The 15,834-nt window shown below is 67.9% G+C and carries 12 protein-coding genes; 7 read left to right on the top strand and 5 right to left on the bottom strand.

All coding sequences use genetic code 11. The features are described 5' to 3' along the window. Positions 1–7 precede the first annotated feature (7 nt). Together RXV79_RS03775 and RXV79_RS03770 are read left to right on the top strand one after the other, a co-directional pair. Positions 8–2,149 carry a TonB-dependent siderophore receptor gene (locus RXV79_RS03775; RefSeq protein ID WP_316702140.1) on the top strand — a complete coding sequence of 714 codons (2,142 nt, stop codon included), beginning with the start codon at positions 8–10 and terminating at the stop codon, positions 2,147–2,149. 12 nt (positions 2,150–2,161) lie between these two features. After that, entirely contained in the window at positions 2,162–3,382 is a 1,221-nt protein-coding gene (locus tag RXV79_RS03770) for a PepSY-associated TM helix domain-containing protein (RefSeq protein ID WP_316702139.1), read from the top strand. Here RXV79_RS03770 and RXV79_RS03765 read toward each other — a convergent pair. The 5 genes from RXV79_RS03765 to RXV79_RS03745 all read right to left on the bottom strand — a co-directional run bounded on the left by RXV79_RS03765 (position 3,355) and on the right by RXV79_RS03745 (position 9,923). Next, on the bottom strand, positions 3,355–4,830 hold the full coding sequence (locus tag RXV79_RS03765; protein WP_316702138.1) for a UdgX family uracil-DNA binding protein: 1,476 nt from the start codon (positions 4,828–4,830) through the stop codon (positions 3,355–3,357). The two genes, RXV79_RS03770 and RXV79_RS03765, sit on opposite strands and share 28 nt — an antisense overlap. 9 nt (positions 4,831–4,839) lie before the next feature. Beyond that, entirely contained in the window at positions 4,840–6,102 is a 1,263-nt protein-coding gene (locus tag RXV79_RS03760; protein ID WP_316702137.1) for a putative DNA modification/repair radical SAM protein, read from the bottom strand. Between the two features lie 43 nt (positions 6,103–6,145). After that, complete coding sequence (locus tag RXV79_RS03755) at positions 6,146–6,889, bottom strand: TylF/MycF/NovP-related O-methyltransferase (protein ID WP_316702136.1); 744 nt, start codon at positions 6,887–6,889, stop codon at positions 6,146–6,148. Positions 6,890–6,988: 99 nt separating this feature from the next. Continuing rightward, positions 6,989–8,482 (bottom strand): glycerol kinase GlpK, encoded by a 1,494-nt coding sequence (gene glpK, locus RXV79_RS03750; RefSeq protein ID WP_316702135.1) that lies wholly within the window; start codon positions 8,480–8,482, stop codon positions 6,989–6,991. A gap of 676 nt (positions 8,483–9,158) precedes the next feature. Beyond that, complete coding sequence (locus RXV79_RS03745) at positions 9,159–9,923, bottom strand: DeoR/GlpR family DNA-binding transcription regulator (RefSeq protein ID WP_316702134.1); 765 nt, start codon at positions 9,921–9,923, stop codon at positions 9,159–9,161. Between the two features lie 188 nt (positions 9,924–10,111). Here RXV79_RS03745 and glpD point away from each other — a divergent pair, with 188 nt between their 5' ends. The 5 genes from glpD to RXV79_RS03720 are packed head-to-tail and all read left to right on the top strand — an operon-like array spanning position 10,112 to position 15,554. Beyond that, positions 10,112–11,776, top strand: coding sequence for a glycerol-3-phosphate dehydrogenase (glpD, locus tag RXV79_RS03740; RefSeq protein WP_316702133.1), 1,665 nt, complete (start codon positions 10,112–10,114; stop codon positions 11,774–11,776). Next, positions 11,767–12,840, top strand: coding sequence for an ABC transporter ATP-binding protein (locus tag RXV79_RS03735; protein ID WP_316702132.1), 1,074 nt, complete (start codon positions 11,767–11,769; stop codon positions 12,838–12,840). The genes glpD and RXV79_RS03735 overlap by 10 nt, the downstream gene beginning before the upstream one ends. After that, positions 12,840–13,868 carry an ABC transporter ATP-binding protein gene (locus RXV79_RS03730; protein WP_316702131.1) on the top strand — a complete coding sequence of 343 codons (1,029 nt, stop codon included), beginning with the start codon at positions 12,840–12,842 and terminating at the stop codon, positions 13,866–13,868. Before RXV79_RS03735 ends, RXV79_RS03730 begins: the two co-directional genes overlap by 1 nt. Continuing rightward, a complete protein-coding gene (locus tag RXV79_RS03725; protein WP_316702130.1) occupies positions 13,865–14,749 on the top strand; it encodes a carbohydrate ABC transporter permease in 885 nt (294 codons plus the stop codon). Before RXV79_RS03730 ends, RXV79_RS03725 begins: the two co-directional genes overlap by 4 nt. After that, a complete protein-coding gene (locus RXV79_RS03720) occupies positions 14,742–15,554 on the top strand; it encodes a carbohydrate ABC transporter permease (RefSeq protein ID WP_316702129.1) in 813 nt (270 codons plus the stop codon). The genes RXV79_RS03725 and RXV79_RS03720 overlap by 8 nt, the downstream gene beginning before the upstream one ends. Positions 15,555–15,834 lie beyond the last annotated feature (280 nt).

The following is a 15,834-nucleotide window of genomic DNA, read 5'->3' as shown; positions in this document are numbered from 1 at the left end:
CCTCTCCATGAACTCCAAGAACCACCCGGGGGATTTCCACCGGCTGGCCGCCATCGCCCTGGGCGTGATGGCGGCCCTCTCGTCGTGGGCCGCCCATGCGCAGGACGCGGCGGCCCCTGCGGCCAGCGCCGCGAGCGCGCCCGCGGTCGTCACGCTGCCCTCCGTGCGCGTGAAGGCCGGCGCCAGCAATCCCGAGGGCTATGCGCCGCCGATGGTCAGCGCATCGACCGGCCTTTCGCTGACCCCGCGCGACACGCCGCAGTCGGTCTCCGTACTCACGCGCACGCTGCTCGACGACTTCCGCCTCGACAACATCGACCGGGCCGTCGCCCTCGCCCCGGGGCTCTCGGTCGAGAAAGTGGAAACCGACCGCACCTACTACACCGTGCGAGGCTTAGCCGTCACCAACTTCCAGGTCGACGGCCTCGGCCTGCCGCTGATGTACGGCGTGCGTGACGGCGACCTCGACACCGTGCTCTACCAGCGGGTGGAGGTCGTGCGCGGCGCCAACGGCCTCATGAGCGGCGTGGGCAGCCCCTCGGCCGCCATCAACCTCGTGCGCAAGCGGCCCACTGAGACGCTGCAAGCGGCGGGAGCGCTGAGCGTGGGCTCCTGGAACGACCACCGCCTGTCGGCGGAAGTCTCCGGCCCGCTCAACGCCGACGGCAGCCTGCGCGGCCTCGTCATCGCCGCCGGGCAGGACCGCGACTCCTACCTCGACCGCTACCACCACCGCAAAGGCATCCTGCACGGCGCGCTGGCCCTCGACCTCGCACCCACGACCACGCTCACGCTCGGCCACAGCGTGCAGAAGAACCGGCCCCGCGGCGTGATGTGGGGCGCGCTGCCGCTCTTCTACAGCGACGGCTCGCCCACCGACTACGACGTGTCGACCAGCACGTCACCGTCGTGGACTTACTGGAAGACGGACACCCAGGAGACATATCTCGAAGGCCGCCACCAGCACGACAACGGCTGGACGACCACGGCGCGCTTCACCCACACCGACACCCAGGCCGATTCGAAGCTCTTCTACGTCTATGGCACGCCCGACCGCGGCACCGGCGCGGGCCTGGAAACCTGGCCTTCGCTCTACACGCTGGACCAGCGCGAGCAGGTGCTGGACCTGCGCACCACCGGCCCCTTCACCCTGGCCGGCCGGCGACACGAAGCCGTGCTCGGCGCGAGCACCGCGCGTGCCAAACGACACGAGGTGTCGACTTACGGCCCGATCGGGGCGCCCCTGCCCGACCTCAACACCTGGAACGGCGAGTTCCCCGAGCCGGCCTTCACCGCCGACGGCGGCGGTAGCGATTTCCGCGATCGCCAGCACAGCGTCTATGCGGCCACCCGCTTGCAGATCACCGACACGCTGAAGTTCATCACTGGAGCCAACGCCACCTGGCTCACCGGCAGCGGCAGCGCCTACGGAGAACCCCGTGCGCGCGACGACCACAAGGTCGTGCCCTACCTCGGCACGGTGTTCGACATCAGCGAGGCCTGGTCGTTCTACGCAAGCCACACCGAGATCTTCAAGCCGCAAAGCGAACTCGGCGCAGACCTGCAGCCGCTGCGGCCCGCCGAAGGCCGGTCGAGCGAAGCGGGGTTGAAGGGCGAGTGGCTCGACGGCCGCCTCGTGGCCTCGCTCTCGCTCTTCACCGCGCGGCAGAACAACCTCGCGGACTGGGTCGCCACCGTCGGCCCGAACCAGATCTACGCCGGCGTCGACACGCGCTCGCAAGGCATGGAGCTGGAAATCGCGGGCGCCATCACCCCAAGGCTGAACGTGCTGGCCGGCTTCACCCAGCTCTCGATCAAAGATGCGGCCGGTGCCGCGACCCGCACCTACGTGCCCCGCCGCCAGTTCAGCGCCTCCGCCACCTGGCGCGCGCTCGATGCGTTGAAAGTGGGCGCCTCGCTGCGCTGGCGCGACGACGCCCACCGCGACGAACCCGGTGGGGTCGTGATCCGTCAACCGGCCTATGCCCTGCTCGACCTCATGGCGCGCTACGACTTCAACGAGCGCCTGAGCGCAACGCTGAACGTCGGCAACGTGACCAACGAGAAGTACATCGCCAGCCTGTACTGGACGCAGGGCTACTACGGCGCACCGCGCCATGCGAGCGTCTCGCTCAACTGGCGCTACTGAGCGAGGCAGGCCATGCTTCGACGCACCTTGGTGTTGCTGCACCGCTGGTTCGGCCTCGCCACCGCGGTCTTCCTCTTCATCGCCGGGGCCACCGGCGCCGTGATCTCGTGGGACCACGAGCTCGACGCGTGGCTCAACCCCCAGCTCTACGAAGCGCGCGGCACGGGTGGCACGCCTTTGCCGCCGCTCGAGCTCGCGCGTCGCGTGGAGGCGGCCGACCCGCGCGTGCGGGTGAGCTTCATGCCGCTCAGCATCGAGCCGGGCCACGCCTTCGTGGCCTCGGTGCAGCCGCGCGTCGACCCGGCCACCGGCAAGCTCTTCGAACCGGGCTACAACCAGATCGCGCTCGACCCGGTGACGGGCGAGGTGCAGGGCCGGCGCGAGTGGGGCAAGGTGTCGCTCACGCGCGAGAACCTGCTGCCCTTTCTCTACAAGCTGCACTACAGCATGCACATCCCCGATGGCTTCGGCGTCGAGCTGGGCCTGCTCTTCATGGGCATCGTGGCCATCGTGTGGGTGCTCGACACGCTCATCGCACTGTGGATCTCGTTCCCGAACTGGCGCGCCTGGCGGCGCTCGTTTGCGTTCCGAGTGAAGGGCGGGAGCCACAAGCTGACCTTCGACCTGCACCGCTCGGGCGGCATGTGGGTCTACGCGCTGGTGCTCATGCTCGCCATCACCTCGGTGGGCATGAACCTCGGCAACCAGGTCATGCGGCCCGTGGTGTCGTGGTTCTCCGAGCTCACGCCCTCACCGTTCGCCAGCCGCACGCCGGCACCGCCCGAGCAGCCCATCGTGCCCACGGTGGCGATCCCGCAGGTGCTCGAGCAGGCGCGCGCCGAAGCGCAGCGCCGGGGCTGGCAGGCGCCGGCTGGCGGGGTGTTCGTCTCGGTCGATTTCGGCATCGTCGGCGTGGGCTTCTACGAGGGCGACAACAGCCACGGCGACGGCGGCCTCGGCAACCCCTGGCTCTACTACGACTCGCGCTCCGGCGCCTTCGCGGGCGACAGCGCGCCGGGCACCGGCACGGCCGGCGACATCTTCATGCAGAGCATGTTCCCGCTGCACTCGGGGCGCATCCTCGGCGTGACGGGGCGCGCGCTGATGTCGTTCATGGGCGTGGCGATCGCGACGCTCAGCGTGACGGGCGTGCTGATCTGGGCACGCAAGCGCAAGGCACGAGCCCGCGCCAGCGAAACCGCCCTTCAGCCGCGTGCGGCGCCGGCCATGTAGCGAGCCGCCTGCGACAGGTCTTCCAGCCACTGGCGGTAGGCCTCGTCGCGCAGCGCCGGGTCGCCACGCAGCAGCGCCGAGGGGTGCACCGTCACCAGCACCGGAAGCGTGTGCTGGCCGGTGAGCCAGGTGCCGCGCGCTTTCAACACCGGCACTGCGTGGCCGATCAGCGAGCGGGTGGCCGTCGAGCCGAGGGCGATCAGCGCCTGCGGCTGCACCTGCTCGATCTCGCTTTCCAGCCAGTGCAGGCAGGCCGCGGCCTCGCGCTGCGTGGGTGTCTTGTGGATGCGCCGCTGGCCGCGCAGTTCGTACTTGAAGTGCTTCACCGCGTTGGTGACGTAGATCTGCGAACGGTCCCAGCTCAGGTCTTCGATGGCCTTGTCGAAGAGGTGCCCCGCCGGGCCGACGAAGGGGTGGCCCTGCAGGTCTTCCTTGTCGCCCGGCTGCTCGCCCACCACCATCAGCCGCGCCTTGACCGGCCCTTCGCCGAACACCGACTGCGTGGCGTGCTCGCCGATCGGGCACTCGCGGCAACGGTCGGTCGCGCCGCGCAGGGCCGCGAGCGCCTTGGCGGGGTCGCTCGGCAGGGGTTTGGAGGCGGTGCTGCGGCTCACGGTGTCTTCCATCGCCAGGAGTGCAATGCGTCGCCGCGGCACGGTGGCCGGCGCATCGACCATGCGCCCGGTGCGCGGCAAGGCGTGTGCCGTGAGTTCCGAGATCAGCTCGGCTTCGGGCAGGTTGCGCCAGTAGCGGCGCGGCATCTCCTTGCGCATCTGGTCGAGCTTCAGGCGCGCGGGGTTGAAGATGTGGCGGTAGTAGGTGAGCCACAGCGCTTCGCCGGCATCGGCGGGTGGCGCATCGCTGCGCGCCGCACCGGGGCCGAAGGTGAGCGAGGTGCCATCGCAGCGCACGCTGCGCCGCGGCGTGAGGATGGCCCAGCGCATGTGCGTGAAGCGGCGCATGAAGAAGGGCGCGTTGGCTTCGACGATGTGGTGCTCGGGCTCGAACCACGCCACGTGCAGCGGCTCGGGCTGCCCGTCGTGCACAGGGCGGAAGCGCACGAAGGCGCGCATCTTGTGCAGGTCGCGCCCCACGGCCTTGGCCATCGCCTGCGCGCGCAGCACGTCGGCATCGAGCGGGTCGTGGCGCAGCGCCGGCTCGTGCTGCAGGCGCCACAGCAGGCGGTACATCAGAGCGAAGCGCGAGGGCTCGCGATGCAGGCGGACCCGCTCGCACAGGTCGATGAACGCGGCCGGCACCGTCGCGTGGGCGCCGTCATCACCGGCCGGCGGTGCACCCGCTGCCGACGAATCGAACAGATCGGCCTCCGTGCCGGTGGACCAGCTCGCTTCATCCGGCGCCACACCTTGCGCGAGCAGGCGGCGCGCGGCGGCGCGAAAGCCGTCCCAATCAATCTCGCCTTCGAGGGCGATATGGATCTGCGACATGCCAGCGCCTCACGCGAAGAGAGCGCCCTGCACGGGCGCCGGCTGAAGCTTCGCCGCCAGCTGCGCATCGTCGATCGCACGCGGTCTGTGGTCGGGCAAGAGCAGGAAGGGCAATGCCTTGCCCAGCGGCACGCGCAGGCGTTTGAGGTCGTCGCTGCGCAGGCGTCGCACACGGCGCGCGGCCAGCACCCGCTCGACCGCCTTGGCGCCCAGGCCCGGCACGCGCAGCAGCAGCTCGCGCGGCGCACGGTTGAGGTCGACCGGGAAACGCTCGCGGTGCGCCAGTGCCCAGGCGAGCTTCGGGTCGACATCGAGCCGCAGCAGGCCATCGCCCGAGGCCACGATCTCCTCGTGCCCGAAGCCGTAGAAGCGCATCAGCCAATCGGCCTGGTAGAGCCGGTGCTCGCGCACCAGCGGCGGCGCTTTCAGCGGCAGCGACGACGCCGCATCGGGGATCGGGCTGAAGGCCGAGTAGTACACGCGCCGCAGGCGATACGACCCGTAGAGCTGCGCGCTCGTGGCGAGGATGGCGCGGTCGTCGGCCGCATCGGCGCCCACGATCATCTGCGTGCTCTGCCCCGCCGGCGCAAAGCGCTCGGCCTTCGCGCGCTTCGGCTTTGTGCGGGGCATCGACACCACGGCCTCGCTGGCCTGCGCGGCTTCTTTCGCGTCGTCGATGTGCACCCGCAGGCGGGCCATCGAGCGCTTGATGGCCGGCGCGTCTTTCTCCGGCGCGAGCGTGGCGAGGCCCGCCTCGGTGGGCAGCTCGATGTTGATGCTCAGGCGGTCGGCATAACGCCCCGCACGGGCCAGCAGCTCGGGCGCCGCATCGGGAATCGTCTTCAGGTGGATGTAGCCGCGGAAGTCGTGCTCCTCGCGCAGCACGCGCGCCACCTCGACCACCTGCTCCATCGTGTAGTCGGGGCTCTGGATGATCCCGGAGCTGAGGAAGAGACCCTCGATGCAGTTGCGCCGGTAGAAATCGAGCGTGAGCTGCACCACTTCATCGACGCTGAAGCGGGCGCGCGGCACGTTGCTCGTGACACGGTTGACGCAATACAGGCAGTCGTACTGGCAGAAGTTGGTGAGCAGGATCTTCAGCAGCGAGATGCAGCGGCCATCGGGCGCGTAGCTGTGGCAGATGCCCATGCCTTCGGTCGAGCCGAGGCCGCGCCCGCCGAGCGAATCTCGCCGCTCGGTGCCGCTGGAGGCACAGGAGGCGTCGTACTTGGCGGCGTCCGCGAGGATGGCGAGCTTCAACTGCGTGTTCACTGTACAAATATACAGTGATGCCGGGCCACCCCGCCAAATAGCCCTAATGGCGGAGATCGACCTTGGTGATCTTGAGCGAGCCGGCGCGGTCGTCGAGCGTGAACGAGCCCATCACGCGGCGCAGGAACTCGTCGGTCGCCTTCCGGCAGCCGCCCCAGTCGTGGTAGTCGTCGAGGATGATGCTGCCGCCCACCACGAGTTGCGGGAACACCCGCTCCAGACAGGTCATCACGGGCTCGTACCAGTCGACGTCGACGTGCGCGAGCGCCACCGGCCCGCGCGGCTGCAGGGTGTCTTGCACCAGGCCCTTGATGAGGGACACCGATTGCGGCTCGAGGCGGATGCCGAAGCTCGCGAAGTTGCGCTGCACCGTCTCGTAGAGGTCGCGCTGGTAGCCGTAGTAGAGGTCGCCGCCGATGCCCACCGATTCACCGTGCAGGATGATCTGGTAGCGCTCGTGCACGTCGGGCGTGTCGTCCTGCGTGGGCGCGGGGATCATGCCGAAGACGTCGTAGACCTCGAGCGGGCGCTCGTTGCTTTTCACGCTCGCCAGCAGGATGGCCGAGCCGCCGAGGGCACAGCCCGCTTCCATGAAGCTGCCGGGCAGGCCCGCCTCTTCGATGGCGCGCGCGGTGCTCACGAGGCTGGCGAGCTTCTTGTCCGAGAGGTAGGTGAGGTTCTGGGCGCGGATGCGCGCCATCAGCGCGCGGTCTTGCGCGGTCACACCGTGAAGGCGCCCGGCCTTGTCGGCGATGCGGCCAGCGACGCGTTTCAGTCCATCGAGCATCGGTGTCTCCTGTTGCGGCACAGCGAGCGGAGTATTCACTTCCCGCTCGCCCGCGTGGGCGATGCACCTTCCGCGCTCAGGGTGACCGGCGAATAGGCGTCACGGCGCCGTGGTCATGCGCACGGCGTGCTCCCACTGCGCCATGCGCTCCTGCGCCCGCGCACGCGGCAGCGTGGGGCGGAAAGTGCGGTCGACCTGCCACTGCGCCGAGAGTTCGTCGAGGTTCTTGTAGACGCCGCACGAGAGGCCCGCGAGGTAGGCCGCGCCAAGCGCCGTGGTCTCGATCACCTTGGGCCGCACGACGGGAATGCCGAGCAGGTCGGCCTGGATCTGCATCAGCAGGTTGTTGACGCAGGCCCCGCCATCCACGCGCAGCTCGGCCACCGGCGAGCCGCCTGCGGCAACGGCATCCCGGCTCATCGCCTGCAGCAGCGCGGCACTCTGGAAGGCGATGCTCTCCAGCGCGGCGCGTGCGATGTGGGCCACCGTCGTGCCACGCGTGAGGCCGACGATCGCGCCGCGCGCATCGGCTTTCCAGTACGGCGCACCCAGGCCGGTGAAGGCTGGCACGAACATCACGCCGCCCGCGTCGGGCACGCTTTCGGCGAGTTGCTGCACTTCGCCGCTGGCCTTGATGGCGTTGAGCCCGTCGCGCAGCCACTGCACCACCGCGCCACCGATGAAGACGCTGCCTTCGAGCGCGAACTCGGGCGTGGCCGTGGGCTGCGCGGCACTCGTGGTCACGAGCCCGTTGGCCGAGAGCTGGAAGTTGGTGCCGGTGTGCATCAGCATGAAGCAGCCGGTGCCATAGGTGTTCTTCGCGAGTCCCGGCTTGAAGCAGGCCTGGCCGAAGAGCGCGCTCTGCTGGTCGCCGGCCACGCCGCCCACGGGCAGCGAAGCACCGAGCAGGTCGGCCCGGGTGTGGCAGAAGAGATGCGCCGAGGGCTTCACGTCGGGCAGCATCTCGCGCGGCACGCCGAGGATCTGTAGCAACTCCTCGTCCCAGGTGTTGGTGTTGACGTTGAGCAGCAAGGTGCGCGAGGCGTTGCTCACGTCGGTGACGTGGGCCTGGCCGCCGGTGAGCTGCCACATCAGCCAGGTGTCGATGGTGCCGAAGGCGAGCTCGCCCTTTTGCGCTGACTCACGCGCACCTGGCACGTGGTCGAGGATCCATTTCAGCTTGGTGCCGGAGAAGTAGGCATCGAGGATGAGCCCGGTCTTCTGCTGGAATGTCTTTTCCTTGCCCTGCTGGCGCAGCTCGGCGCAGGTGGGCTCGGCGCGGCGGTCTTGCCAGACGATGGCGTTGTAGATGGGCTCGCCCGTGGTCTTGTTCCAGACGACGGTGGTTTCACGCTGGTTGGTGATGCCGATGCTGGCGATGTCTTTGGCTTGCAGCTTGGCTTTCTGGAGCACTTCTCTGGCTGTGGCCAGTTGGGTGTCCCAGATTTCCTTGGGGTCGTGTTCGACCCAGCCGGGTTGGGGGTAGATCTGGCGGAACTCGCGTTGGGCCATAGCGACGATGTGGCCGTCTTGGTCGAAAACGATGCTGCGGGAGCTGGAGGTGCCTTGGTCTAGGGCTAGGAGGTAGGTCATTTGGTTTCCTCACTGCGTGGCGGCATGCCGGGTCTCGGCCCGGCGGCCGACCTACTTTCTTTGCTTCGCCAAAGAAAGTAGGCAAAGAAAGGCGACCCGACGGTGGCGGTCCGGCCTGTGGCCGGACTGCTCTGCGGTGCTCGGCCTTGAGGGGTCGGGCAGAACTCACTCCGCGAGCGTTGCTCGCTGCGTTCAAACAGCCGCCCGAAGTCAGTCAACGAAGCGCGCTGGCGCGCGCGCCCCTCAAGCCCTGCGCTCCTCGACGCCACCCACGGGAAGCGGTGTGATACGGCTCGCTTCGCATCGCCTCCAATGGCGGGGGCGCCTTGCGCCCGACCCTTCAAGCACGAGGCGAAGCGAGCCGAGAGTACGAGGCCCGCGCAGCGGGCGAGGGTATCCCGGGGCCCTTGAGAGCCGTCGAGCAGCGCAGGGCTTTGTGGGGCGCGCGACAGCGCGCTTCGTGAACTGACTTCGGGCAGCTGTTTGAACGCAGCGAGCGAAGCTCGCGGAGTGAGTTCTGTCCGACCCACAAAGTCCGAGCAGCGCAGAGCAGTCGGCCCTAGGCCGACCGGCGAACGGGGTGCCCTTTCTTTTGCCTTCTTTTCTTTGGGCAAGCAAAGAAAAGAAGGTCGCCCGCCGGGGCGAAATCCCGGCAAGCCACCACGCAGTGAAGATCTCACGAAGCCACTTCGCACTGCACCCCCGCCTCGGCGAGCAGAGAAGGAAACGGCTCCGGCGGCGCCTCATCCGTGAACAGCATGTCCACCTCATCCAACCCAGCCAGCTTCACCATCGCCGGCCGATTGAACTTCGAGTGGTCCGCCGCCAGCCACACCTGCCGCGAGTGCTCGATGATCGCCCGCGCCACCTTCACCTCGCGATAGTCGAAGTCCCGCAAGGTCCCGTCATCCTCGATGCCCGAAATCCCGATCAGCCCGATGTCGACCTTGAATTGAGAGATGAAGTCCACGGTCACCTCCCCCACGATCCCGCGATCCCGCGAGCGAACGACGCCGCCCGCAACGATGACTTCACAAGCCGGGTTGTCCGACAGGATCGCCGCGACATTGAGGTTGTTGGTGATGACGCGCAAGCCCTTGTGGTGCAGCAACTCGCGCGCAATCGCCTCGGTCGTCGTGCCGATGTTGATGATCAACGAGCACCCCTCGGGAACGGCAGCCGCCACCGCCCGCGCAATGCGCTGCTTCGACTGCTCGTTGAGCTGCTGCCGGTGCCGGTAGGCGATGTTCTCCGTCGTCGAAGTCGGCAACCGCACCCCGCCGTGGAAGCGCGCGAGCAGGCCGGCCGCGGCGAGCTGCTTCACGTCGCGCCGCACGGTCTGAAGCGTCACGCCGAACTGTTCGGCCAGGGCTTCCACGGAGACGGCGCCGCGGTTGCGCACTTCCTGGATCAGCAGGGCTTGTCGAGGGTTGGGGGTCATGCGAGCGCAGGTCGGGCCAAGTCTGGGGCGCGAGCGTACCGGCACATGCGGGCTTTCGAGTGGGTGGATGTCCGGTCTTGCGCAGAGTTCGTTTGTCCGCTAAAAAGAAAAAAGAGGAAAACAAACGAACACAAACCGAAAACGTCTGTGAGATAGTCCGCGTCTCCATGAAGACCGCGTGGCTTTGAATGCACTTCACGACGCGAACGGTCACCTTTTCTGATCGAACGGAGACAGCCGCCTTGAACCACCTTCACCCGGGCGCGACCGAGACGGCCGCGCCCGCTGCCCAGACCTCCGCCCCACGCGACTGCGATGTGCTCATCGTGGGCGGCGGCATCAACGGGGTCGGCATCGCGCGCGACCTCGCGGGGCGGGGCCTGTCGGTGGTGCTGTGCGAGAAAGACGACCTCGCGGCGCACACCTCGTCGTCGTCGACCAAGCTCATCCACGGCGGGTTGCGCTACCTCGAGTACTACGAGTTCTCGCTGGTGCGCAAGGCGCTGGCCGAGCGCGAGGTGCTGCTGAAAAGCGCGCCGCACATCATGTGGCCGCTGCGCTTCGTGATGCCGCACGACCCGTCGATGCGCCCCTCGCTGATGATCCGCGCCGGCCTCTTCCTCTACGACCACCTCGCGCGCCGCGAGGTGCTGCCGGGGTCCGAGACGGTCGACATGCGCCGGCACAAGGTCGGCGTGCCGCTCAAGCCGCAGTTCAAGAAGGGCTACGTCTACTCGGACGGCTGGGTCGACGATGCGCGCCTGGTGGTGCTCAACGCCATCGACGCCGCCGCGCACGGCGCCACCGTGCTCACCGGCTGGCGCTGCACCGACGCGCGCCGCGAAGCCGAGGGCTGGCAGATCACGCTGACCGATGCGTCCGGCGCCACGCAGCCGTGGAAGGCCCGTGCGCTCGTCAACGCCGCCGGCCCCTGGGCCGCGCAGTTCCTGCGCGAACACGCGCACCTCAAAGACACCAAATCGCTGCGCCTGGTGAAGGGCAGCCACATCGTGGTGAAGAAGCTCTTCGAGCACGACCACGCCTACATCTTCCAGAACACCGACCGCCGCATCATCTTCGCCATCCCCTACGAAGGCGAGTTCACGCTGATCGGCACGACCGACGTCGAGAGCGACAGCCCCATCGGCAAGGCGCAGATCGACGAGAGCGAAATCCGCTACCTGTGCGAGCAGGCGAGCCGCTATTTCGCCAAGCCCATCGTGCCGGCCGACGTGGTGTGGACCTACGCCGGCGTGCGCCCGCTGCTGGGCGACGAGCGCAGCGACGCCTCGGCCGTGACGCGCGACTACATGCTCGACTACGACATGCAGGGCGCCCCGATGCTCACGGTCTGGGGCGGCAAGATCACCACCTTCCGAAAGCTCGCCGAGGAAGCCGCCGACGGCCTGTGCAAACGCCTGCACAACCGCCAGCCCGCGTGGACGGCCAACGCCTACCTGCCCGGGGGCGACCTCTCGGCCTGGATCGGCCCACCGCAGCGCCCCGACACCGACTTCGAGCGCTTCGACGCCGCGCTCGCCGAGCGCCACCCCCAATGGCCCGCCGCGACACGCCGCCGCCTTGCGCGCTGCTACGGCTCGCGCATCGAGATGGTGGCCGGCGCCCAGGGTCTCGGCGAAGAGATCGCACCCGGCCTGCACGAAGGTGAGCTCGTCTACCTGCACGAGCACGAGTGGGCGCGCAGTGCCGACGACGTGCTGTGGCGCCGCACCAAGCTCGGCCTGCACATGACCGAAGCGGAGCGCCGGGCCGTGGCCCGCTGGTGGGCCGCGCGCTGGCCGAACGAAACGATGACGACCGGAGACAACGTGAGGACGACGACATGGAGTTGACCCTGGAGCGGGTCGACAAGATCGTGGGCCCCGAGACCCACCTCTACCCGCTGGACCTGACGCTCGCCCCGCGCGCGGTGACCGTGCTGCTCGGCGCCACGCAAGCGGGCAAGACCACGCTGATGCGCCTGATGGCCGGGCTCGACGCGCCAAGCCACGGCCAGGTGCGCGTGGACGGCGCGGACGTGACCGGCATGCCGGTGCGCGAGCGCAATGTCGCGATGGTTTACCAGCAGTTCATCAACTACCCGTCGATGAGCGTCTTCGACAACATCGCTTCGCCGCTCAAGCTGCGCGGCGAGAAGAGCATCGCCAACCGCGTGCAGGAGCTGGCTGCCAAGCTGCACATCGAGCCCTTCCTCAAACGCCTGCCGGCCGAACTCTCCGGTGGCCAGCAGCAGCGTGTGGCCCTGGCCCGCGCACTCGCGAAGAACGCCCCGCTGATGCTGCTCGACGAGCCGCTGGTGAACCTCGACTACAAGCTGCGCGAGGAACTGCGCGACGAGCTGACGCAGCTCTTCGCGGCCGGCGATTCCACCGTGGTGTACGCCACCACCGAGCCCACCGAAGCGCTGCTGCTCGGCGGCTACACCGCGGTGATGGACGCGGGCGAGCTGCTGCAATACGGGCCGACGGCCGAGGTCTTCCACAAGCCGAAATCGATCCGCGTGGCGCGCGCCTTCAGCGACCCACCGATGAACCTGGTGGAGAGCGTGGGCGCCGATGCCGTTCGCGCGCAACTGGTCGAAGCCCTGCGGCAAGCGCAGGATGCCCGCGTGGGCGGGGCCGACCCCGTCACCCTCGGCATCCGAGCCAGCGCCCTGCACGTCGACCAACGCCCTGGCGACGTGGCCCTGCCCGGCAAGGTGGAGCTGGCCGAGATCTCGGGCTCCGACACCTTCGTGCACGTGGAGACGGCGGTGGGCGAGCTCGTCGCGCAGCTCACCGGCGTGCATTTCTTCGACCTCGGCTCGAACATCACCCTGTACCTGCACCCGGCGCAGGTCTACGTGTTCGATGCCAACGGCGACCTGCTCGTCGCCCCGACCCGAGGGATGACCTGATGGCCCGCATCGACCTCGACCTCGCGCACTCGTACCGCCCGAATCCCCAGAAGGACGAGGACTACGCGCTGCTGCCCTTGAAGATGACCTTCCGGGACGGCGGCGCCTATGCGCTGCTCGGCCCCTCGGGCTGCGGCAAGACCACGCTGCTCAACATCATCTCGGGCCTCGTCACGCCCTCGCAGGGCACGGTGAAGTTCAACGGCCATGACGTGACGCGGCAGACGCCGCAACAGCGCAACATCGCCCAGGTGTTCCAGTTCCCGGTGATCTACGACACGATGACCGTGGCCGAGAACCTGGCCTTCCCTCTGAAGAACCGGGGTGTTGCGCCCGACAGGATCAAGCAGCGTGTCGGTGTGATCGCCGAGATGCTCGAGATGAGCCACCAGCTCGACACCCGCGCGGCCGGCCTTGCGGCCGATGCCAAGCAGAAGATCTCGCTCGGCCGTGGCCTGGTGCGCGAAGACGTGAGTGCCGTGCTTTTCGATGAGCCGCTCACCGTGATCGACCCGCACCTGAAGTGGCAGCTGCGCCGCAAGCTCAAGCAGATCCACCACGAACTCAAGCTGACGCTGATCTACGTGACGCACGACCAGGTCGAGGCGCTCACCTTCGCCGAAGAAGTGGTCGTGATGACGCGCGGACGTGCGGTGCAGATCGGCTCGGCCGACCAGCTCTTCGAGCGCCCGCAGCACACCTTCGTCGGCCACTTCATCGGCTCGCCGGGCATGAACTTCCTGCCAGCGGCCATCGTGCCCGGCGCCCCCGAAGGCGCCGACACGCTGGGCGTGCGCCCCGAATACGTGACGCTCGCCGAGCCCCGCGCGGCGGGCGCGCTGCAAGCGGTGGTGACGCAGCGGCAGGACGTCGGCACCTACTGGCTCGTCACCGCGAAGTCGGGCGACAGCGTGATCCGCGCCCGCCTCTCACCCGAGACCACGCCGCCGGCCATCGGCGACGCGGCCTGGTTCGGCGTGAAGGGCACGCACACCTGCTACTACAAGAACGAGGAGTTGGTGGCATGAAGCCGATCAACCAGAAAGCGTGGTTCCTGATCCTGCCGGTCATCCTGTGCGTGGCCTTCTCGGCCATCCTGCCGCTGATGACGGTGGTGAACTACTCGGTGCAGGACATCATCTCGCCCGAGCGGCGCGTGTTCGTGGGCACCGAGTGGTTCAAGGCGGTGATGCGCGATGAAGACCTGCAGGGCGCGCTGCTGCGCCAGATGGGCTTCTCGTTCTCGGTGCTGCTGGTGGAGATCCCCCTCGGCATCGCGCTCGCACTCTCGATGCCGGCACAAGGCTGGAAGTCATCGGCCGTGCTGGTGCTCGTCGCCATCTCGCTGCTCATTCCGTGGAACGTGGTCGGCACCATCTGGCAGATCTACGGCCGCACCGACATCGGCCTGCTCGGCGCCTCGCTCGCCGCGCTCGGCATCGACTACAGCTACACCGGCTACGCCACCGACGCCTGGCTCACCGTGCTGGTGATGGACGTGTGGCACTGGACGCCGCTCGTCGCCCTGCTCTGCTTCGCCGGCCTGCGCGCCATCCCCGACGCGTATTACCAGGCCGCCCGCATCGACGGCGCGAGCAAGTTCGCCGTCTTCCGCTACATCCAGCTGCCCAAGCTCCGGGGCGTGCTGATGATCGCGGTGCTGCTGCGCTTCATGGACAGCTTCATGATCTACACCGAGCCCTTCGTGCTCACGGGCGGCGGGCCGGGCAATGCGACCACCTTCCTCAGCCAGTACCTCACGCAAAAAGCCGTCGGCCAGTTCGACCTCGGGCCTGCCGCCGCCTTCTCGCTGATCTACTTCCTCATCATCCTGCTGCTGTGCTTCATCCTCTACAACTGGATGCAGCGCGTGGGCACCGCCAGCAAGGAAGGAGCCCAACATGGATGAGCGCCGCTTCAAGAAGCGCAGCGTCTTCCTGCTGCTGTACCTGCTCTTCGCCATCCTGCCGGTGTACTGGATGGTCAACATGTCGTTCAAGACGAACGAGGAGATCCTCTCGACCTTCAGCCTGTTCCCGCGCGACTTCACCTGGGAGCACTACAAGACGATCTTCACCGACGAGAGCTGGTACTCGGGCTACATCAACTCGCTGATCTACGTGGCCATCAACACGGTGATCTCGCTCTTGGTGGCGCTGCCCGCGGCCTATGCGTTCAGCCGCTACCGTTTCCTCGGCGACAAGCACGTCTTCTTCTGGCTGCTCACCAACCGCATGACGCCGCCGGCGGTCTTCCTGCTGCCCTTCTTCCAGCTCTACACCACGCTCGGCATGATGGACACGCACATCGCCGTGGCGCTCGCGCACCTCTTGTTCAACGTGCCGCTGGCGGTGTGGATCCTCGAAGGCTTCATGAGCGGCATCCCGCGCGAGATCGACGAGACGGCCTACATCGACGGCTACAGCTTCCCGCGCTTCTTCCTCACGATCTTCATCCCGCTCATCAAGGCCGGCGTGGGCGTGGCGGCGTTCTTCTGCTTCATGTTCAGCTGGGTCGAACTGCTGATGGCACGCACGCTGACCAGCGTCGACGCCAAGCCGATCGTCGCCACGATGACCCGCACTGTGAGCGCATCGGGCATGGACTGGGGTGTGCTCGCCGCGGCGGGTGTGTTGACCATCGTGCCGGGCGCGATCGTGATCTGGTTCGTGCGGCACTACATCGCCAAGGGCTTCGCCATGGGGCGGGTGTGATGTTCGCTGTTGCCTCTTCATTCATCGATCGGCGCGGGGTCGTGCCGGCGGGGCGCCCTGCTCCGCTCATGTCCCTCCTCGATGAACGCTCCCGCGTTCATCGATTCCTTCCTTTACTTCGCTGCGCAGGGCACCCCACCGGCACGACCAGCACCAGCCGTGGCATGCGGCGCTCTTTCTCGGCATGTCACCCCGGTGGCTGGCCGGGAGCGACGGGTACCGGGCGCAGTGAAGTAAAGGAGGAGAAATGGGCGCAGCCCATTTCGGGGGACACGAACGG

Origin of the sequence: Piscinibacter gummiphilus, from assembly GCF_032681285.1 — a bacterium.
Taxonomy (GTDB): Bacteria; Pseudomonadota; Gammaproteobacteria; order Burkholderiales; family Burkholderiaceae_C; genus Rhizobacter; species Rhizobacter gummiphilus_A.
Note: the sequence above shows the minus strand (reverse complement) of the source record. Positions and strands in the feature narration are given on the sequence as shown.